This is a genomic window from Oceaniglobus trochenteri (assembly GCF_020529025.1).
Lineage (GTDB): Bacteria > Pseudomonadota > Alphaproteobacteria > Rhodobacterales > Rhodobacteraceae > Oceaniglobus > Oceaniglobus trochenteri.
Genome location: NZ_JACNMM010000002.1, coordinates 273220 through 287159, shown reverse-complemented (window position 1 = coordinate 287159; position 13940 = coordinate 273220). Strand labels below are relative to the sequence as shown.

Genomic DNA, 13940 nt, shown 5'->3' with positions numbered 1-13940 from the left:
GCGATACCCTTTGCGCACACAGAGGGGGACCGGGAGCAGATGGATTTCGACTTTGACCTTTTCGTGATCGGTGGCGGCTCGGGTGGGGTGCGGGCTGCGCGGATCGCGGCGTCCGAAGGGGGCGCGAAGGTGGCCCTGGCCGAGGAATACCGCATGGGGGGCACCTGTGTGATCCGCGGCTGTGTTCCCAAGAAGCTGATGGTCTACGCAAGCGGCTTCTCCCGCACGGTCGAGGACGGCAAGGCCTATGGCTGGGACATTCGCCAGCACGGGTTCGACTGGGGCCAATTCCGCCCGCATCTGCATGCCGAGCTTGACCGGCTTGAGGCCGCCTATCGGCGCAATGCCCAGAACGCGGGCGTGACGATCTTCGACAGCCGCGCCGTTCTGGACGATGCCCATACCGTTCGGCTGGCCGACGGCAAGACGGTGACGGCCAAGCATATTCTTGTTGCGACCGGCGGACAGCCCTTCGTGCCTGATTTTCCGGGAAGCGAGCTGGCCATCACCAGCAACGACATTTTCCTTGTCGATGAGCTGCCCAAATCCATCCTGATCGTCGGCGGCGGCTATATCGCCTGTGAATTCGCCTGCATCCTCAACGGTCTGGGGGTCGAGGTGACGCAGTTCTACCGCGGCGCTCAGATCCTCAACGGGTTCGACGAAGAGGTGCGCGGCCACATCGGCGAACTGATCATGGACAGTGGCGTTTCGCTGCACCTCGGTTGCGATGTGATCGAGATGGAGCAGCAGGACGAGGGCATCTTCGTCAAGGCCACCAACGGCAAGAACCGCCACTACGACAAGGTGATGTATGCCACGGGCCGCAAGCCCAACTCGGGCGGATTGGGGCTTGAGGACATCGGCGTGAAGCTGGGCCGCAAGGGCGAGATTGTGGTGGACGAATGGTCGCAGACCAGCGTGCCGTCGATCTATGCGGTGGGCGATGTGACCGACCGGATCAACCTGACGCCGGTGGCCATCCGCGAGGGCCACGCCTTTGCCGATACCGTCTTCGGCGGCAAGAAGGTGAAGGCCGATCATGCCCTTGTGCCCGGTGCCGTCTTTACCCAGCCCGAATACGGCTATGTCGGGATGAGCGAGGAAGAAGCCCGCAAGGACCACGAGATCGAGGTTTATGCCACGGCCTTCAAGCCCATGAAGGATGCCTTTGCCGGGCGCGAGGACAGGGTGCTGTTCAAGCTGATCGTCGATGCCGCCGATCGGCGCGTCCTGGGCTGCCATATCGTGGCCGAAGGGGCGGGCGAACTGATCCAGCTGGCGGCGATCGCCGTCAAGATGGGCGCCACGAAAGAGGATTTCGACCGCACGGTCGCGGTTCACCCGACAATTGCCGAAGAACTGGTGACAATGCGCAAGCCGGTCCGTTAGGACCGGTGGCAGCCATATATCTGCCGGGCGCTTGATTTCACTGCGCGAGAACCACAGTTACAGAAGATACTGACCAACAAAAGGAAACAACCTGGATGGCCAGCAACAATGGCGGACCCTGGGGCAGCGGCCCCCGCGGCGGGGGCGGTGGCGATGACGATGGACGGAAACCGGGCAACCGGCGTCCGGGCAGCGACGGACCGCAGATTCCCGAGATCGACGAGATAATGAAGAAGGGCCAGGAGCAGCTGCGCGTCCTGATGGGCGGGCGCGGCGGCCGTGGCAACAACAACGGCACCGGTGGCGGTTCGGGCGGACCCGGACTCAGCCGCGGCACCGTGGGCATTGCCGCGCTGGCCGTGATCGGGCTCTGGGTCTTTTCCAGCTTCTACACCGTCAAGCCCGAAGAACAGTCGGTTGAACTGTTCCTTGGCAAATACTCGGCCACCGGCGGGCCGGGTCTGAACTTTGCCCCCTGGCCGCTGGTCACCGCCGAGGTTTTGCCGGTGACGCGCGAACAGACCGAACAGATCGGCGTTGGCGGCACCTCGGGTCGCAACGACGACGGGCTGATGCTGACCACCGACGAGAACATCGTCGATATCGACTTCGAAGTGGTCTGGAACATCAGCGACCCGGCCATGTTCCTGTTCAACCTGCGCGATGCCCGCCAGACGATCCGCGCCGTTTCGGAATCGGCCATGCGCGAGGTGATCGCGCGCAGTGAACTGGCGCCGATCCTGAACCGTGACCGTGCCCTGATTGCCGACACCGTGCAGGAACTGATCCAGAACACGCTCGACAGCTATGATTCCGGGGTCAACGTGGTGCGTCTGAACCTCGACAAGGCCGACCCCCCGCGCGAGGTGATCGACGCCTTCCGCGAGGTGCAGGCCGCCGAGCAGAAGCGCGACACCCTGCAACGCCAGGCCGATGCCTATGCCAACCAGGCCCTTGCGGGCGCGCGTGGTGAAGCCGCCAAGCTGTTGGAAGAGGCCGAAGCCTATCGCGCCCAGGTGGTGAACGAGGCATCGGGTGAGGCAAGCCGTTTCTCGGCCGTTCTGGCGGAATACGCCAAGGCGCCCGAGGTCACGCGCAAGCGCCTGTATCTTGAAACCATGGAAGACGTGCTGGGCCAGGTCGACAAGATCATCCTCGACAGCGCCCAGGGTGGCGCGGGTCAGGGCGTTGTGCCCTATCTGCCGCTGAATGAACTGCGCCGCAATGTCGGCTCGGGAGGATCGAACTGATGAAAAAATCCGCTCTTGTCATCCCGCTCATCGTGATTGCCGGTGCCATTCTGGTGTCGTCCGTGTTCATCGTGGACGAACGCGAAAAGGCGCTGGTGCTGCAGTTCGGCCAGATCAAGGCCGTAAAGGAAGAACCCGGACTGGCGTTCAAGCTGCCGCTGATCCAGGAGGTCGTGCGCTATGACGACCGCATCCTGAGCATCGACACCGACCCGATCGAAGTGACGCCCAGCGACGACCGCCGCCTGGTGGTCGATGCCTTTGCCCGCTATCGCATTACCGATGTCGAACAGTTCCGCCGTGCCGTGGGTCTTGGGGGCGAACGTGCCGCCGAGGACCGGCTGGAAGGCATCCTGAACCCGCAGATCCGCGCGGTTCTGGGTTCGGATGGCGTGACCTCGAACACGATCCTGTCGGCCGACCGTGCGCAACTGATGGCGCGCATCACCGCCCAGGCCCGCGCCCGTGCGGCGCCCCTGGGGCTTGAGGTGATCGACGTGCGGCTGAAGCAGACCGCGCTGCCCGAGCAGAACCTGGAAGCCACCTTCGCCCGGATGCGGGCGGAACGTGAACGCGAAGCCGCGGACGAGATCGCCCGCGGTGAGGAAGCGGCACAGCGCGTGCGCGCCGCCGCCGACAGAACCGTGGTGGAACTGGTGTCCGAGGCGACCCGCGACGCCGAAGTCACCCGAGGCGAGGCCGACGCCCAGCGAAACGGCATCTTCGCCGAGGCCTTCGGCGCCGACCAGGAGTTCTTTGAGTTCTATCGTTCGCTCACGGCCTACCAGCGTTCGCTCAAGGGCGAGAATTCGATGCTGGTCCTGTCGCCCGACAGCGAGTTCTTCGACTACCTCAATTCCGATCAGCCGCGCGAGGCGGATCGTTGATCGCAACCGCACTTCTTGCCCTCGGGCTGGTGCTGTCTATCGAGGGGCTGGTGTTCGCACTGGCCCCTTCGCGTCTGGAGGAGGCGCTTGAGGCGCTGCGCCGGATATCCCCGGAAACACGGCGCTTCATCGGGCTGGGCGCGCTGGCGCTGGGGGTTCTGCTGGTCTGGGGGGCACGGGCCCTGGGCGCGGGACTGTGACCGCAACGCAAGTTTCGCGCACGTTTTAATCACGTGCTGTTGACACGACACGGACTGGCGGTTGCGCTACGCCGATGTCACACTACCTGAGACAGGTGGGATCGCCTGACCCTGCCGGCCCTTGGTGCCGCTGATCCCGCCCTGCCAATTGCACCAATGCTTTGCTTGGAGGAGCATATCGTGACATCTCGCACTATGACACTGCAACGGACCGTATCGGCCCCCCTGCGCACCTTCTGGGCGCTTGTCGTGGGCCTGGCCCTGGTTATGGCACAAAGCCTGGCCGCCGATGCAAGAGGCGCGCCCGAGAGCTTTGCCGACCTGGCCGACAAGATCAGTCCGTCGGTGGTGAACATCACCACCACCACCACGGTTGCCGCCCGCTCGGGGCAGGCGCCCATCGTTCCCGAAGGCTCGCCCTTCGAGGATTTCTTCCGTGACTTCAACGACCGGATGAACCCCGGCGGCAACGGCCAGCGGCCCCGCCGCAGCCAGGCGCTTGGCTCGGGGTTCGTGATTTCCGAAGATGGCTATATCGTCACCAACAACCACGTGATCGAAGGCGCCGACGAGATCCAGATCGAGTTTTTCTCGGGCAAGGAACTTCCGGCGACGCTGGTGGGGACCGACCCCAACACCGACATTGCGCTTCTGAAGGTCGAGGCCGACACCGCGCTGTCCCATGTGCCGTTCGGGGACAGTGATGTGATGCGTGTGGGTGACTGGGTGATGGCCATGGGCAACCCGCTTGGCCAGGGCTTCTCGGTTTCTGCCGGTATCGTTTCGGCCCGCAACCGCGCGCTTTCGGGCACCTATGATGATTACATCCAGACCGACGCCGCCATCAACCGCGGCAACTCGGGCGGTCCGCTGTTCAACATGGCCGGCGAGGTGATCGGCGTGAACACCGCGATCCTGTCGCCCAACGGCGGTTCCATCGGCATCGGTTTCGCCATGTCGTCGAATGTCGTGACCAAGGTCGTCTCGCAGCTGAAGGAATACGGCGAAACCCGCCGCGGCTGGCTGGGCGTCCGCATCCAGGACGTGACCGAGGACATCGCCGAATCCATGGACCTGAAGACCGCGGCCGGTGCTCTGGTCACCGACGTGCCCGAAGGCCCCGCGAAAGAGGCCGGGATGCTGGCGGGTGACGTGATCATCAGCTTCGATGGCAAGGACGTCGCCGACACCCGCAGCCTGGTGCGCACCGTGGGCAACACCCAGGTGGGCAAGGCCGTGCGCGTGAAGGTCTACCGCGATGGCAAGACCGAAACGCTCCTCATCACGCTTGGCCGCCGCGAAGAGGCCGAAGGCGCCGTGCCCGCCGTGGCCCCGGCCCCCGAAGCGCCGTCGAATGCCGATGTGCTGGGCATGACGGTGACGGTCCTGACCGACGAAATGCGCGAGGAACTGAACCTCAGCGGCGCCACCGACGGGCTGGTGGTGACGGATGTGGCCGAAGACAGCGATGCCTTCGAAAAGAACATCCGCGCCGGTGACGTGATCACCGAGGCTGGGCAGCGCAAGATCAGCGGTCCCTCGGACCTGGAAGATCGGATCGCCGAGGCCAAGGATGCAGGGCGCAAGTCGATCCTGCTTCTGGTGCGTCGTGCGGGCGAACCGCGCTTCGTGGCCCTGCCCATCGACTGATCGGGTTTCGGAAAGCAACCATCAGGCAGGCGTCCTTCGGGGCGCCTGTTTTCTTTTGCCCGGTTCAGCGGCGCTTGCGCAGGGCCTCGTCGCGTTCATAGACCGCAAGGCCCAGCCGCTTTGCCGCCGCCGTTGAAATGACCCCGCTGTGCAGCCCCTCGGCCTTCTGATACCGGCGCACCGCCTGACGGGTCTCGGCGTCCATCACGCCGCTGACCCTGCCCGCGAAAAGCCCCCGCGCCGCCAGCGCCCTTTGCAAACTGGCAATGAACTGCGGCGTCAGTTCGTCGGGGCAGGGGGTCTGGAACCAGATGTCGCTGCGATCCTTCACGATGCGCGCCTCGGTAACGGTGCGATAGGTGGCGGGGCGGCGCAGCGTGCCGTCCTTTGACAGCTCGGGCGGCTGTTCCACCACCTGTTCGGTCACCGTCTCGATCAGGGCCGGGGTCACGTCCTGGCTGTAGCAGGCATTCGGGTCCGACCCGACGGGGCGGTCGCTTGCCGAAAGCTCTGGTTCGAGGAAGCGCGACACATCCGGCCGGGTCATGCCGGTGCATCCCGCAAGCGCCAGCAGCAGGACAGCCGGGCAAAGAGCCTGGGAAGGGATGGGAAAGGACATGCTGCTCGGCCTCTGGCGGGTCGTTTCGCGCGATGCTATCCCAAAGGCAGCAATCGGGGAAGGGCCTTGTCACGGCAGGGGCGCGCCCGGCGAAACCACGCAGATGTCACTGGCATCACGCCGCCCCGACCATTAGGTACGGACGCGACACCGTCAACGAGGGAACGAAACGAGCGATGGCAAAGATAACCTATATCGAACATGGCGGCACCGAACATGTGGTCGAGGTGGCCAACGGGCTGACCGTCATGGAAGGCGCGCGCGACAACGGCATTCCCGGGATCGAGGCCGACTGCGGCGGCGCCTGCGCCTGTTCCACCTGCCATGTCTACGTCCACCCCGACTGGGTGGCCAAGCTGCCTGAAAAGGACGGCATGGAGGAAGACATGCTGGACTTCGCCTTCCAGCCCGACGCCGAGCGTTCACGCCTGACCTGCCAGTTGAAGGTCAGCGATGCCCTCGACGGGCTGGTGGTGCAGATGCCCGAAAAACAGATATGATTTCGGCGCGGGCGCTCATCGCTTGGGCCTTGCCCGCGCTCTTCGCCGGGCAGGGCCTGGCGGCCGAGATAACCGCCGCCCGCTACACCGACCCCACCGACCGCTATCCACACGCCGTGCTGGGCGATGGCATCGAGCATGCGACGCTTGAGGTCACACTGTCCGATGGCCGCCGCCTGTCGGCGCAATACCCCCCGGGCATGGTGTTCGAGGATACCGCGCCCCGCCTTGCGGATGTCACGGGCGATGGCGCCCCCGAGGTCATCACCGTCGAAAGCAGCGACAGCCAGGGCGCCCGCCTCGCGGTTTGGGGGCTGGACGGGCAGGGACGGCTTGCGCCGCTTGCCGCCTCGCCCTTCATCGGACAGCGGTTCCGCTGGCTGGCCCCCGTCGGCGCCGCCGATCTGGACGGTGACGGCAGGATCGAACTCGCCTGGATCGACCGGCCGCACCTGGCCAAAACGCTGATGGTCTGGCGCATGGAACCTGCGGGCGAAGGCTGGCGGCTGGTGCCCCTGGCCGAAAGCCCCGGCCTCACCAATCACCGGATCGGCGAAAGCGACATCGCGGGGGGCATGCGCGATTGCGGCGCCGGCCCCGAGATGATCACCGCCGATGCCGCTTGGCGCAATGTGATGGCAACCCGCCTCGCCGGGGGGCGGCTCACCTCGCGGGTGATCGGCCGGCACCGCGACCGGGGCAGCTTCGCGGCCGCAATGGCCTGCGACTGACGCCCCTCTTTCTTGCTGAAAATACTCCGGGGTCTGGGGCAGCGCCCCAGTCCGCCCCGTCAGTCCAGCGCGCGCCAGCCGATGTCGCGCCGGCAGAAGCCGCCGGGCCATTCCACCCGGTCGGCCAGGGCATAGGCACGGTCGCGCGCGGCGCGCAGATCGCTCCCCCGCGCGGTGGCGCCCAGAACGCGCCCGCCCGCCGAAACCACCTTGCCATTGCGCAGCGCGGTCCCGGCATGGAACATCATGGTAAAGCTGTCGGCCTCGAACCCTTCGAGCCCGCCGATCACCTCGCCCTTGGCATAGGTGCCCGGATAGCCCTCGGCGGCGATGACAACGCACATGGCATGGTCCTCGGCCCAGTTGACCCGGGCTTCGCTCAACCGGCCCTCGGCGCAGGCCAGCAACAGGTCAAGCGCCTGCGCGCCCAGCCGCATCATCAGGCACTGGCATTCGGGGTCTCCGAAGCGCACGTTGTATTCCACCAGCCGGGGTTGGCCATTCTCGATCATCAGCCCGACGAAAAGAACGCCGGTGAAGGGCGTGCCACGGCGCGCCATCTCGGCCATGGTGGGGCGCACGATCCGGGCCAGGGTTGCCTCGGTCACTGCGTCGGTCATCACCGGCGCGGGGGAATAGGCGCCCATGCCGCCGGTGTTGGGGCCGGTATCGCCCGCGCCGACGCGCTTGTGATCCTGCGCCGTGCCGATGGGCAGCACGGTTTCTCCGTCGCAAAGCACGAAGAACGACGCCTCTTCGCCCTGCATGAATTCCTCGATCACCACCTCGGCACCGGCGGCGCCGAATTCGCCTGAAAACATGTCGTCGATGGCGGCCAGGGCCTCGGACATCTCCATTGCCACGATCACGCCCTTGCCCGCCGCCAGGCCATCGGCCTTGACGACGATCGGCGCGCCCTTCTGGCGGATATAGTCGCGCGCCGGTTCGGCACTGTCGAACCGGGCCCAGGCGGCGGTGGGGGCGCCGGCGGCATCGCAGATTTCCTTGGTGAACCGCTTGGACGCCTCAAGCATCGCAGCCGCCTTGCCCGGCCCGAACACCAGGATGCCGGCACTGCGCAGATCGTCGGCCACGCCGGCGGCCAGCGGTGCCTCGGGGCCGATGATCACGAAGTCCACGGCGTTTTCTTCGGCGAACTGCACCACGGCGGCGCCGTCCAGGATATCCAGCGCGGCGCAATCGGCGATCATCGCGATCCCCGCATTGCCGGGCGCCACGATCAGGCGGTCGCATTTCGGGTTCTGCATGACGGCCCAGGCGATGGCATGTTCGCGCCCGCCGCTGCCCAGAATGAGAATGTTCATGTCGCCCCCGCTTTTCCTCTGGTTGCGGGCGTTCTAGGGTGGGCGGGCAGAGTTCACAAGGTATCCTGATGTCCGACCTGATCGACGATCCCGCGCCGGGGCAGAACGCCCATGAATACACCGTCTCGGAAATCTCGGGCGCGGTGAAACGGGTGATCGAGGGCGAATTCGGCCGCGTCCGGGTGCGCGGCGAGGTGGGGCGCGTGTTCAAGGCGCGCTCGGGGCATCTGTATTTCGATATCAAGGACGACCGCAGCGTTCTGGCCTCGGTCACCTGGAAGGGGCAGGTGGCGGCGCTTGGCACCCTGCCGGAAGAGGGGATGGAGGTTGTTGCCACGGGGCAGCTTACCACCTTCGGGTCGCAGTCGAAGTACCAGCTCACGGTGGACGATCTGCGCCCGGCGGGTGTGGGCGCGCTGATGGCGATGCTGGAAAAGCGCAAGAAGGCCCTGGCCGCCGAGGGGCTGTTCGACGAATCGCGCAAGCAGGCGCTGCCCTTCCTGCCCGAGGTGATCGGCGTGGTGACATCGCCCAGCGGTGCGGTGATCCGCGACATCCTGCACCGGCTGCGTGAGAGGTTTCCGCGTCGGGTTCTGGTCTGGCCGGTGGCGGTGCAGGGCAAGGATTGCGCGCCCCAGGTGGCGCGGGCGATTCGCGGTTTCAACGCGCTCAGCCCCGGTGGCGCCTTGCCCCGGCCCGACCTGATCATCGTGGCCCGGGGCGGGGGCAGCATTGAGGATCTCTGGGGCTTCAACGAAGAAGTCGTGGCCCGCGCCGCCGCCGAAAGCGAGATTCCCCTGATTTCGGCCGTGGGCCATGAAACCGACACGACGCTGATCGATTTCGTGTCCGACAAGCGCGCGCCCACCCCCACGGCGGCGGCGGAACTGGCGGTGCCGGTGCGGGCCGATCTGCTGGCCTGGGTCACGGGGCAGGGGGCGCGGCTGACGGCGGCCCCCACCCGCGACCTGGCCCAGAAGGGCCAGCGGCTGCGCGATGTGGCGCGGGCCTTGCCCCGGCTCGATTCGCTTCTGGCGCCTGCGCGCCAGCGGCTTGACCTGGCGGGCGCGCGGCTGCCCGCCGCGTTGACCCGCGCCACCCAGGATGCGCGCGGACGGCTGACCGAGGCGGCGGCGGTGATGCGCCCGCGCACGCTGCGCGCCCGGATCGAGGGCGAAGGCACCCGGATGAACAGCCTGGCCGCTCGCCTTCCCCCGGGCCTCTCGCGCGCGCTGGCGGTTCAGCGTGACCGGCTGGATCAGCGCAGTGGCCGCCTTTCGCCCCAGCCCATCGGGCGGGCCGTCGATTCGGGCCGCCGCGATCTGGATCGGCTGGCCCAGCGGCTGCACCGCGCCTTCAACGACAAGACCGAGACGGCGCGCGGGCGGCTGGACGCGCTGGAGCGGTTGCGCCAGACGCTGGGCTACGAGGCGACGCTGCAACGGGGCTATGCCGTGGTGCTGAGCGGCGATGACGTGATCACCACCGCTAAGGCGGCGGCCCAGGCCACCAGCCTGACGATCCGTTTCGGTGATGGCGATTTCCCCATCGGCGGCGCCGCCCCGGCCACGCGGCGGCGCAAGCCCAAGCCCCCCAAGGCCCCCCCCGAACAGGGAGAGCTGCTGTGATCCTGCCCCCCTGCACGGCTGCGCCAATCCGGTTGGATGCGGCAGGCAAACCCGGTAAACTTTGGGCCATAACCACAAGGGAGACGGTATGAGACGCCCCATCGTCGGGATCATCGGCAACCAGAACCTTCTGAACGATCAATACCCCGTCACGGCGGGCGGGTTGATGAACTCTGAAGCGATCGCCGAGGTGTCGGGGGCGCTGCCACTGATCATTCCTGCCGATCCGCGCCTTGTTTCCGTGCCCGACCTGATGGCGGCCTGCGACGGTTTCCTGCTGACCGGCGGGCGCCCCAACGTCCACCCTGCCGAATACGGGGAAGAGGAAACCGCCGCCCACGGCGCCTTCGACCGGGCCCGCGACGCCATCACCCTGCCGCTTGTGCGGGCCTGCGTTGAAAGCGGTCAGCCGTTCCTGGCCATCTGCCGCGGTTTCCAGGAGGTGAACGTGGCCATGGGCGGCACCCTTGATCCGGAAATCCGCGATCTGCCGGGGCGCGACAATCACCGCATGCCCCCCGACGGCACCATCGAAGAGAAATTCGCCCTGCGCCATAGCGTGGAGTTCACCGAGAACGGCGTGTTCCACGGCCTGATGGGCGCGCGACAGGTGATGACCAACACCCTGCACGGGCAGGGCATCCGCACCCCCGGTGCGCGCATCGTGATCGACGGACGCGCGCCCGACACCACGGCCGAGGCTGTCTATATCGAAGGTGCGCCGGGCTATGCGCTGGCGGTGCAGTGGCACCCGGAGTGGAACGCCGCCAACGACCCGGTGTCGCGCCCGCTGTTCACGTCTTTCGGCGCTGCGGCGGCGGAATGGGCGGCGGGGCGGCGCGCGCCCATGGCCCGGGCCTCATAGGCTTCGCGCCATCCGGAAATTCTCAAGCATGACACCGTCGCGCTGTACCTGCTGGGCGGCGACCTCGTGCCAGCCGTGTTTCAGGAAGAACCGCCGCGCCAGGTGGCTTGCGTCGGTCGTCAGGTGACGCAGCCCAAGGCGGCGCGCCTGTTCCAGTGTCCGGTCCAGCAACCTCACCGCCAGCCCACTGCGCCGCAGGTCGGGGTGGACGAAGGCAAAATCTAGGTAACCGTCGCCGCGCAGCGACATGAAGCCGACGATCCCGCCCGCCTGCTGGGCGACAGTGGTGTGCATTGCGGCAAGCCGGCTGTGCCAGGCGTCGCCCATGGGCCCCGACCCGGCCCAGGCGGCACGCTGTGCGGCGTCGTAATGGGGGCTGGTTCCGGCGTGGATGGCCAGGCGGAACAGGGCGAAACACCCCGTGGCGTCGTCGGGTCGATAGGGGCGCAGGACGATGTCCGGCCATTGTTGCTGTTGCGTCATGTGACTGCGGCGCGCACCTTGTATTCGGGGCGATCCCAGTGGTTGCCCTCCATCACCTCGGCCAGGTGGTTCACCGCGCCGTCAACGTCGTCGGCGTCGATGTAAAGCGGGGTGAAACCGAAGCGCAGGATGTCGGGGGCGCGGAAATCGCCGATCACGCCGCGCGCGATCAGGGCCTGCATGATGGCGTATCCCTCGGGGTGGCGGAACGAAACCTGGCTGCCGCGTTGCGCCGCCACGCGGGGCGAGGCAAGCGTCAGGTCGGGGCAGCGCGCCTCGACACCTTCGATGAACCTCTCGCACAGCTCGACCGAGCGGTCGCGCAGGGCCTGCATGTCGACACTGTCCCAGATGTCCAGCGCGGCGTCCAGCGCCGCCATCTGGATCACCGGCGGGGTGCCGACGCGCATCCGTTCGATCCCCGGACCAGGGCGGTAATCGGGGTCGAAGGCGAAGGGCGCATCATGGCCCAGCCAGCCCGACAGCACCGGTTCGACTGCCCCGGCGTGCTGCGGCGCCACATGGATGAAGGCCGGTCCGCCGGGGCCCGAGTTGAGGTATTTATAGGTGCAGCCCACCGCGAAATCGGCGCCGCACCCCGCCAGGTCAAGGGGCAGGGCGCCGGCCGAATGGGCCAGGTCCCAGATCACCAGCGCACCCGCCGCATGGGCGCGGGCGGTCAGGTCGGCCATGTCGTGCATCCGCCCGGTACGGTAATCGACGTGGGTCAGCATCAGCACGGCGACATCTTCGCCGATGGCATCGGCCACATCCTCGGGCGCGGGGGTGCGCAGTTCGTGCCCCTTGTCCAGCGCGCGGATCAACCCGTTCGCCATGTAAAGATCGGTCGGGAAATTGCCGCTGTCGCTGACGATCACCCGACGATCGGGGCGCAGCGACAGGGCCGCGGCCAGCGCCTGGAACACCTTGATCGACAGGGTGTCGCCCAGAACCACGCTGCCCTCGGGCGCGCCGATCAGCCGTGCGATCCGGTCGCCCATGGCGCTGGGGGCGGCCATCCACCCGGCCTTGTTCCACCCGGTGATCAGCATCTGCCCCCACTGCGCCGTCATCATTTCGGCCACCCGTTCGGGCGCGGCCAGGGGCAGCGGCCCAAGCGAGTTGCCGTCAAGATAGATCACCCCGTCGGGCAGGTGGAACATGGCCTTGGTGGCTGCGAAATCCGTCATCTTGGTCCTTTCAGATCTGGCCGCCCGAAATCTCGATGGCCTGGCCATTTACACTGCCCGATCCCGGCCCGCAAAGCCAGAGCGCGGCCTCGGCAACCTCGCTCACCGTGACCAGCCGCTTGTGGGGGTTGGTGTCGGTCATCAGGGCGGTGGCCTGGGCGGCAGAGAGGCCCGCGCGCGACTGGATCGCGGCGGCGTTGCGGCTGACGATATCGGTGTCGACGTAGCCGGGGCAAAGCGCGTTGAAGGTGATCGGCCCGCCGGCGTGATCGGCGGCCAGCGCCCGGATCAGTCCGACAACCCCGTGCTTTGACGCGGTATAGGCCGAGGCGCCCTTCAACCCCTTCAGCCCGGCAACCGAGGACACGGCAATCACCCGCCCCCAATCCTCCCCCCGCATCGAGCGCAGGGCGGCGCGGATCGTCAGGAAGGCGCCGTCAAGGTTGGTGGCCATGATCGACCGCCAGAAGGCCATGTCGGTCTTGTGCAGGGCGCGGCCCTCGGCGATTCCGGCGTTGGCAATGCAGATCGCCAGCGGCCCCCGTGCGGCGACGGCCCGATCAATCGCACCGTCCAGCGCCGTTTCATCGGTGACATCGGCCACCAGCGGGTGCAGGCCGTAAAGTTCGCCCGCCCGATCCAGCGGGGCGCTGCGCCGTCCGGTGATGGTGACAACGGCGCCTTCGGCGGCCAGCGCGCGGGCGATGGCAAGGCCGATACCGCTGCCCCCGCCAGTGACAAGCGCATGTTTTCCCGTCAAGCTCATGGTCAAAGGATGCGGCGCGTCATGGGCCAAGGCAAGGGGGCATTGCCCGCTCAGACGCCGATTTTCGGGCCGAGGCAGACCATGGGCTCATCGCTTTGGCGCGCCTCGTAAAGGGCGGTTTGCGGATCGTCGCCCTGGAAGATCGCGCGCAAGCCGCCCGTATCGCGGAAGAAGGTCCAGCACTGCGGGCCGGTGCCGTCTTCGTATTCAAAGCAGATCTGCGCGCCGGATGGGTACCAGCTGCCTTCCTTGCAATCGCCATCCAGGAACGACCAGCGCACCTTGCGGCCGGGCAGGTATTCCTCGACCCCGTAGGACAGGCCGCCCGCCTCGAAGAACAGGGTCTTGCCCTGGGTATAGGCATCGAATTCGGCCGCGGTCATCGGGGCCTGCGCGCTGGCGACTCCGGTGAAGAGGGCGAGAAAGGCAAGGGGCAGAAGCTGTTTCATGGTGT

The 13940-nt window shown here is 67.0% G+C and carries 15 protein-coding genes; 9 read left to right on the top strand and 6 right to left on the bottom strand.

Annotated elements, in window-relative coordinates:
* Positions 1-39: 39 nt before the first annotated feature.
* The 5 genes from gor (at position 40) to H7828_RS01575 (ending at position 5379) form a co-directional block, all read left to right on the top strand.
* Positions 40-1392 (top strand): glutathione-disulfide reductase, encoded by a 1353-nt coding sequence (gene gor, locus H7828_RS01595; protein ID WP_226779184.1) that lies wholly within the window; start codon positions 40-42, stop codon positions 1390-1392.
* Positions 1393-1487: 95 nt separating this feature from the next.
* Complete coding sequence (gene hflK / locus H7828_RS01590) at positions 1488-2642, top strand: FtsH protease activity modulator HflK (RefSeq protein ID WP_226779183.1); 1155 nt, start codon at positions 1488-1490, stop codon at positions 2640-2642.
* Positions 2642-3529 carry a protease modulator HflC gene (hflC, locus tag H7828_RS01585; protein ID WP_226779182.1) on the top strand — a complete coding sequence of 296 codons (888 nt, stop codon included), beginning with the start codon at positions 2642-2644 and terminating at the stop codon, positions 3527-3529. Before hflK ends, hflC begins: the two co-directional genes overlap by 1 nt.
* Positions 3526-3729, top strand: a complete 204-nt coding sequence (locus H7828_RS01580; RefSeq protein ID WP_245398540.1) for a DUF2065 family protein — start codon at positions 3526-3528, stop codon at positions 3727-3729. The genes hflC and H7828_RS01580 overlap by 4 nt, the downstream gene beginning before the upstream one ends.
* Positions 3730-3924: 195 nt before the next feature.
* Positions 3925-5379 carry a DegQ family serine endoprotease gene (locus H7828_RS01575; protein WP_226779742.1) on the top strand — a complete coding sequence of 485 codons (1455 nt, stop codon included), beginning with the start codon at positions 3925-3927 and terminating at the stop codon, positions 5377-5379.
* A 64-nt stretch (positions 5380-5443) separates the two neighbouring features.
* Here the strand turns inward: H7828_RS01575 and H7828_RS01570 are convergent, their stop codons facing one another.
* Complete coding sequence (locus tag H7828_RS01570) at positions 5444-5926, bottom strand: peptidoglycan-binding domain-containing protein (RefSeq protein ID WP_226779181.1); 483 nt, start codon at positions 5924-5926, stop codon at positions 5444-5446.
* A gap of 248 nt (positions 5927-6174) precedes the next feature.
* Here H7828_RS01570 and H7828_RS01565 point away from each other — a divergent pair, with 248 nt between their 5' ends.
* Together H7828_RS01565 and H7828_RS01560 are read left to right on the top strand one after the other, a co-directional pair.
* The gene (locus H7828_RS01565) at positions 6175-6498 is read left to right on the top strand and encodes a 2Fe-2S iron-sulfur cluster-binding protein (RefSeq protein ID WP_226779180.1); all 324 of its coding nucleotides are present in this window, start codon (positions 6175-6177) and stop codon (positions 6496-6498) included.
* Entirely contained in the window at positions 6495-7229 is a 735-nt protein-coding gene (locus H7828_RS01560) for an FG-GAP repeat domain-containing protein (protein WP_226779179.1), read from the top strand. The genes H7828_RS01565 and H7828_RS01560 overlap by 4 nt, the downstream gene beginning before the upstream one ends.
* 59 nt (positions 7230-7288) lie before the next feature.
* On the opposite strand, the gene purD is transcribed toward H7828_RS01560, so the two are convergent.
* On the bottom strand, positions 7289-8554 hold the full coding sequence (gene purD, locus H7828_RS01555; RefSeq protein WP_226779178.1) for a phosphoribosylamine--glycine ligase: 1266 nt from the start codon (positions 8552-8554) through the stop codon (positions 7289-7291).
* 68 nt (positions 8555-8622) lie between these two features.
* Here purD and xseA point away from each other — a divergent pair, with 68 nt between their 5' ends.
* Positions 8623-10182 (top strand): exodeoxyribonuclease VII large subunit, encoded by a 1560-nt coding sequence (xseA, locus tag H7828_RS01550; RefSeq protein ID WP_226779177.1) that lies wholly within the window; start codon positions 8623-8625, stop codon positions 10180-10182.
* 88 nt (positions 10183-10270) lie between these two features.
* On the top strand, positions 10271-11047 hold the full coding sequence (locus H7828_RS01545) for a gamma-glutamyl-gamma-aminobutyrate hydrolase family protein (protein WP_226779176.1): 777 nt from the start codon (positions 10271-10273) through the stop codon (positions 11045-11047).
* Here H7828_RS01545 and H7828_RS01540 read toward each other — a convergent pair.
* From H7828_RS01540 to H7828_RS01525, 4 genes are read right to left on the bottom strand one after another with little or no spacing between them, the layout of a single operon-like run.
* The gene (locus H7828_RS01540; RefSeq protein WP_226779175.1) at positions 11042-11530 is read right to left on the bottom strand and encodes a GNAT family N-acetyltransferase; all 489 of its coding nucleotides are present in this window, start codon (positions 11528-11530) and stop codon (positions 11042-11044) included. The genes H7828_RS01545 and H7828_RS01540 overlap by 6 nt on opposite strands.
* A complete protein-coding gene (gene kynU / locus H7828_RS01535) occupies positions 11527-12720 on the bottom strand; it encodes a kynureninase (RefSeq protein WP_226779174.1) in 1194 nt (397 codons plus the stop codon). Before kynU ends, H7828_RS01540 begins: the two co-directional genes overlap by 4 nt.
* Positions 12721-12730: 10 nt before the next feature.
* Entirely contained in the window at positions 12731-13486 is a 756-nt protein-coding gene (locus H7828_RS01530) for an SDR family NAD(P)-dependent oxidoreductase (RefSeq protein WP_226779173.1), read from the bottom strand.
* A gap of 50 nt (positions 13487-13536) precedes the next feature.
* Positions 13537-13935 (bottom strand): hypothetical protein, encoded by a 399-nt coding sequence (locus tag H7828_RS01525; protein WP_226779172.1) that lies wholly within the window; start codon positions 13933-13935, stop codon positions 13537-13539.
* Positions 13936-13940 lie beyond the last annotated feature (5 nt).

Bases quoted from the DNA above. Each gene is read 5' to 3' on its own strand.
- H7828_RS01540 (WP_226779175.1), bottom strand. From the start codon at position 11,530: ATGACGCAACAGCAACAATGGCCGGACATCGTCCTGCGCCCCTATCGA.
- hflC (WP_226779182.1), top strand. From the start codon at position 2,642: ATGAAAAAATCCGCTCTTGTCATCCCGCTCATCGTGATTGCCGGTGCC.
- kynU (WP_226779174.1), bottom strand. From the start codon at position 12,720: ATGACGGATTTCGCAGCCACCAAGGCCATGTTCCACCTGCCCGACGGG.
- gor (WP_226779184.1), top strand. From the start codon at position 40: ATGGATTTCGACTTTGACCTTTTCGTGATCGGTGGCGGCTCGGGTGGG.
- H7828_RS01530 (WP_226779173.1), bottom strand. From the start codon at position 13,486: ATGAGCTTGACGGGAAAACATGCGCTTGTCACTGGCGGGGGCAGCGGT.
- H7828_RS01525 (WP_226779172.1), bottom strand. From the start codon at position 13,935: ATGAAACAGCTTCTGCCCCTTGCCTTTCTCGCCCTCTTCACCGGAGTC.
- H7828_RS01545 (WP_226779176.1), top strand. From the start codon at position 10,271: ATGAGACGCCCCATCGTCGGGATCATCGGCAACCAGAACCTTCTGAAC.
- H7828_RS01575 (WP_226779742.1), top strand. From the start codon at position 3,925: ATGACACTGCAACGGACCGTATCGGCCCCCCTGCGCACCTTCTGGGCG.
- purD (WP_226779178.1), bottom strand. From the start codon at position 8,554: ATGAACATTCTCATTCTGGGCAGCGGCGGGCGCGAACATGCCATCGCC.
- hflK (WP_226779183.1), top strand. From the start codon at position 1,488: ATGGCCAGCAACAATGGCGGACCCTGGGGCAGCGGCCCCCGCGGCGGG.
- H7828_RS01570 (WP_226779181.1), bottom strand. From the start codon at position 5,926: ATGACCCGGCCGGATGTGTCGCGCTTCCTCGAACCAGAGCTTTCGGCA.
- H7828_RS01560 (WP_226779179.1), top strand. From the start codon at position 6,495: ATGATTTCGGCGCGGGCGCTCATCGCTTGGGCCTTGCCCGCGCTCTTC.
- H7828_RS01565 (WP_226779180.1), top strand. From the start codon at position 6,175: ATGGCAAAGATAACCTATATCGAACATGGCGGCACCGAACATGTGGTC.
- xseA (WP_226779177.1), top strand. From the start codon at position 8,623: ATGTCCGACCTGATCGACGATCCCGCGCCGGGGCAGAACGCCCATGAA.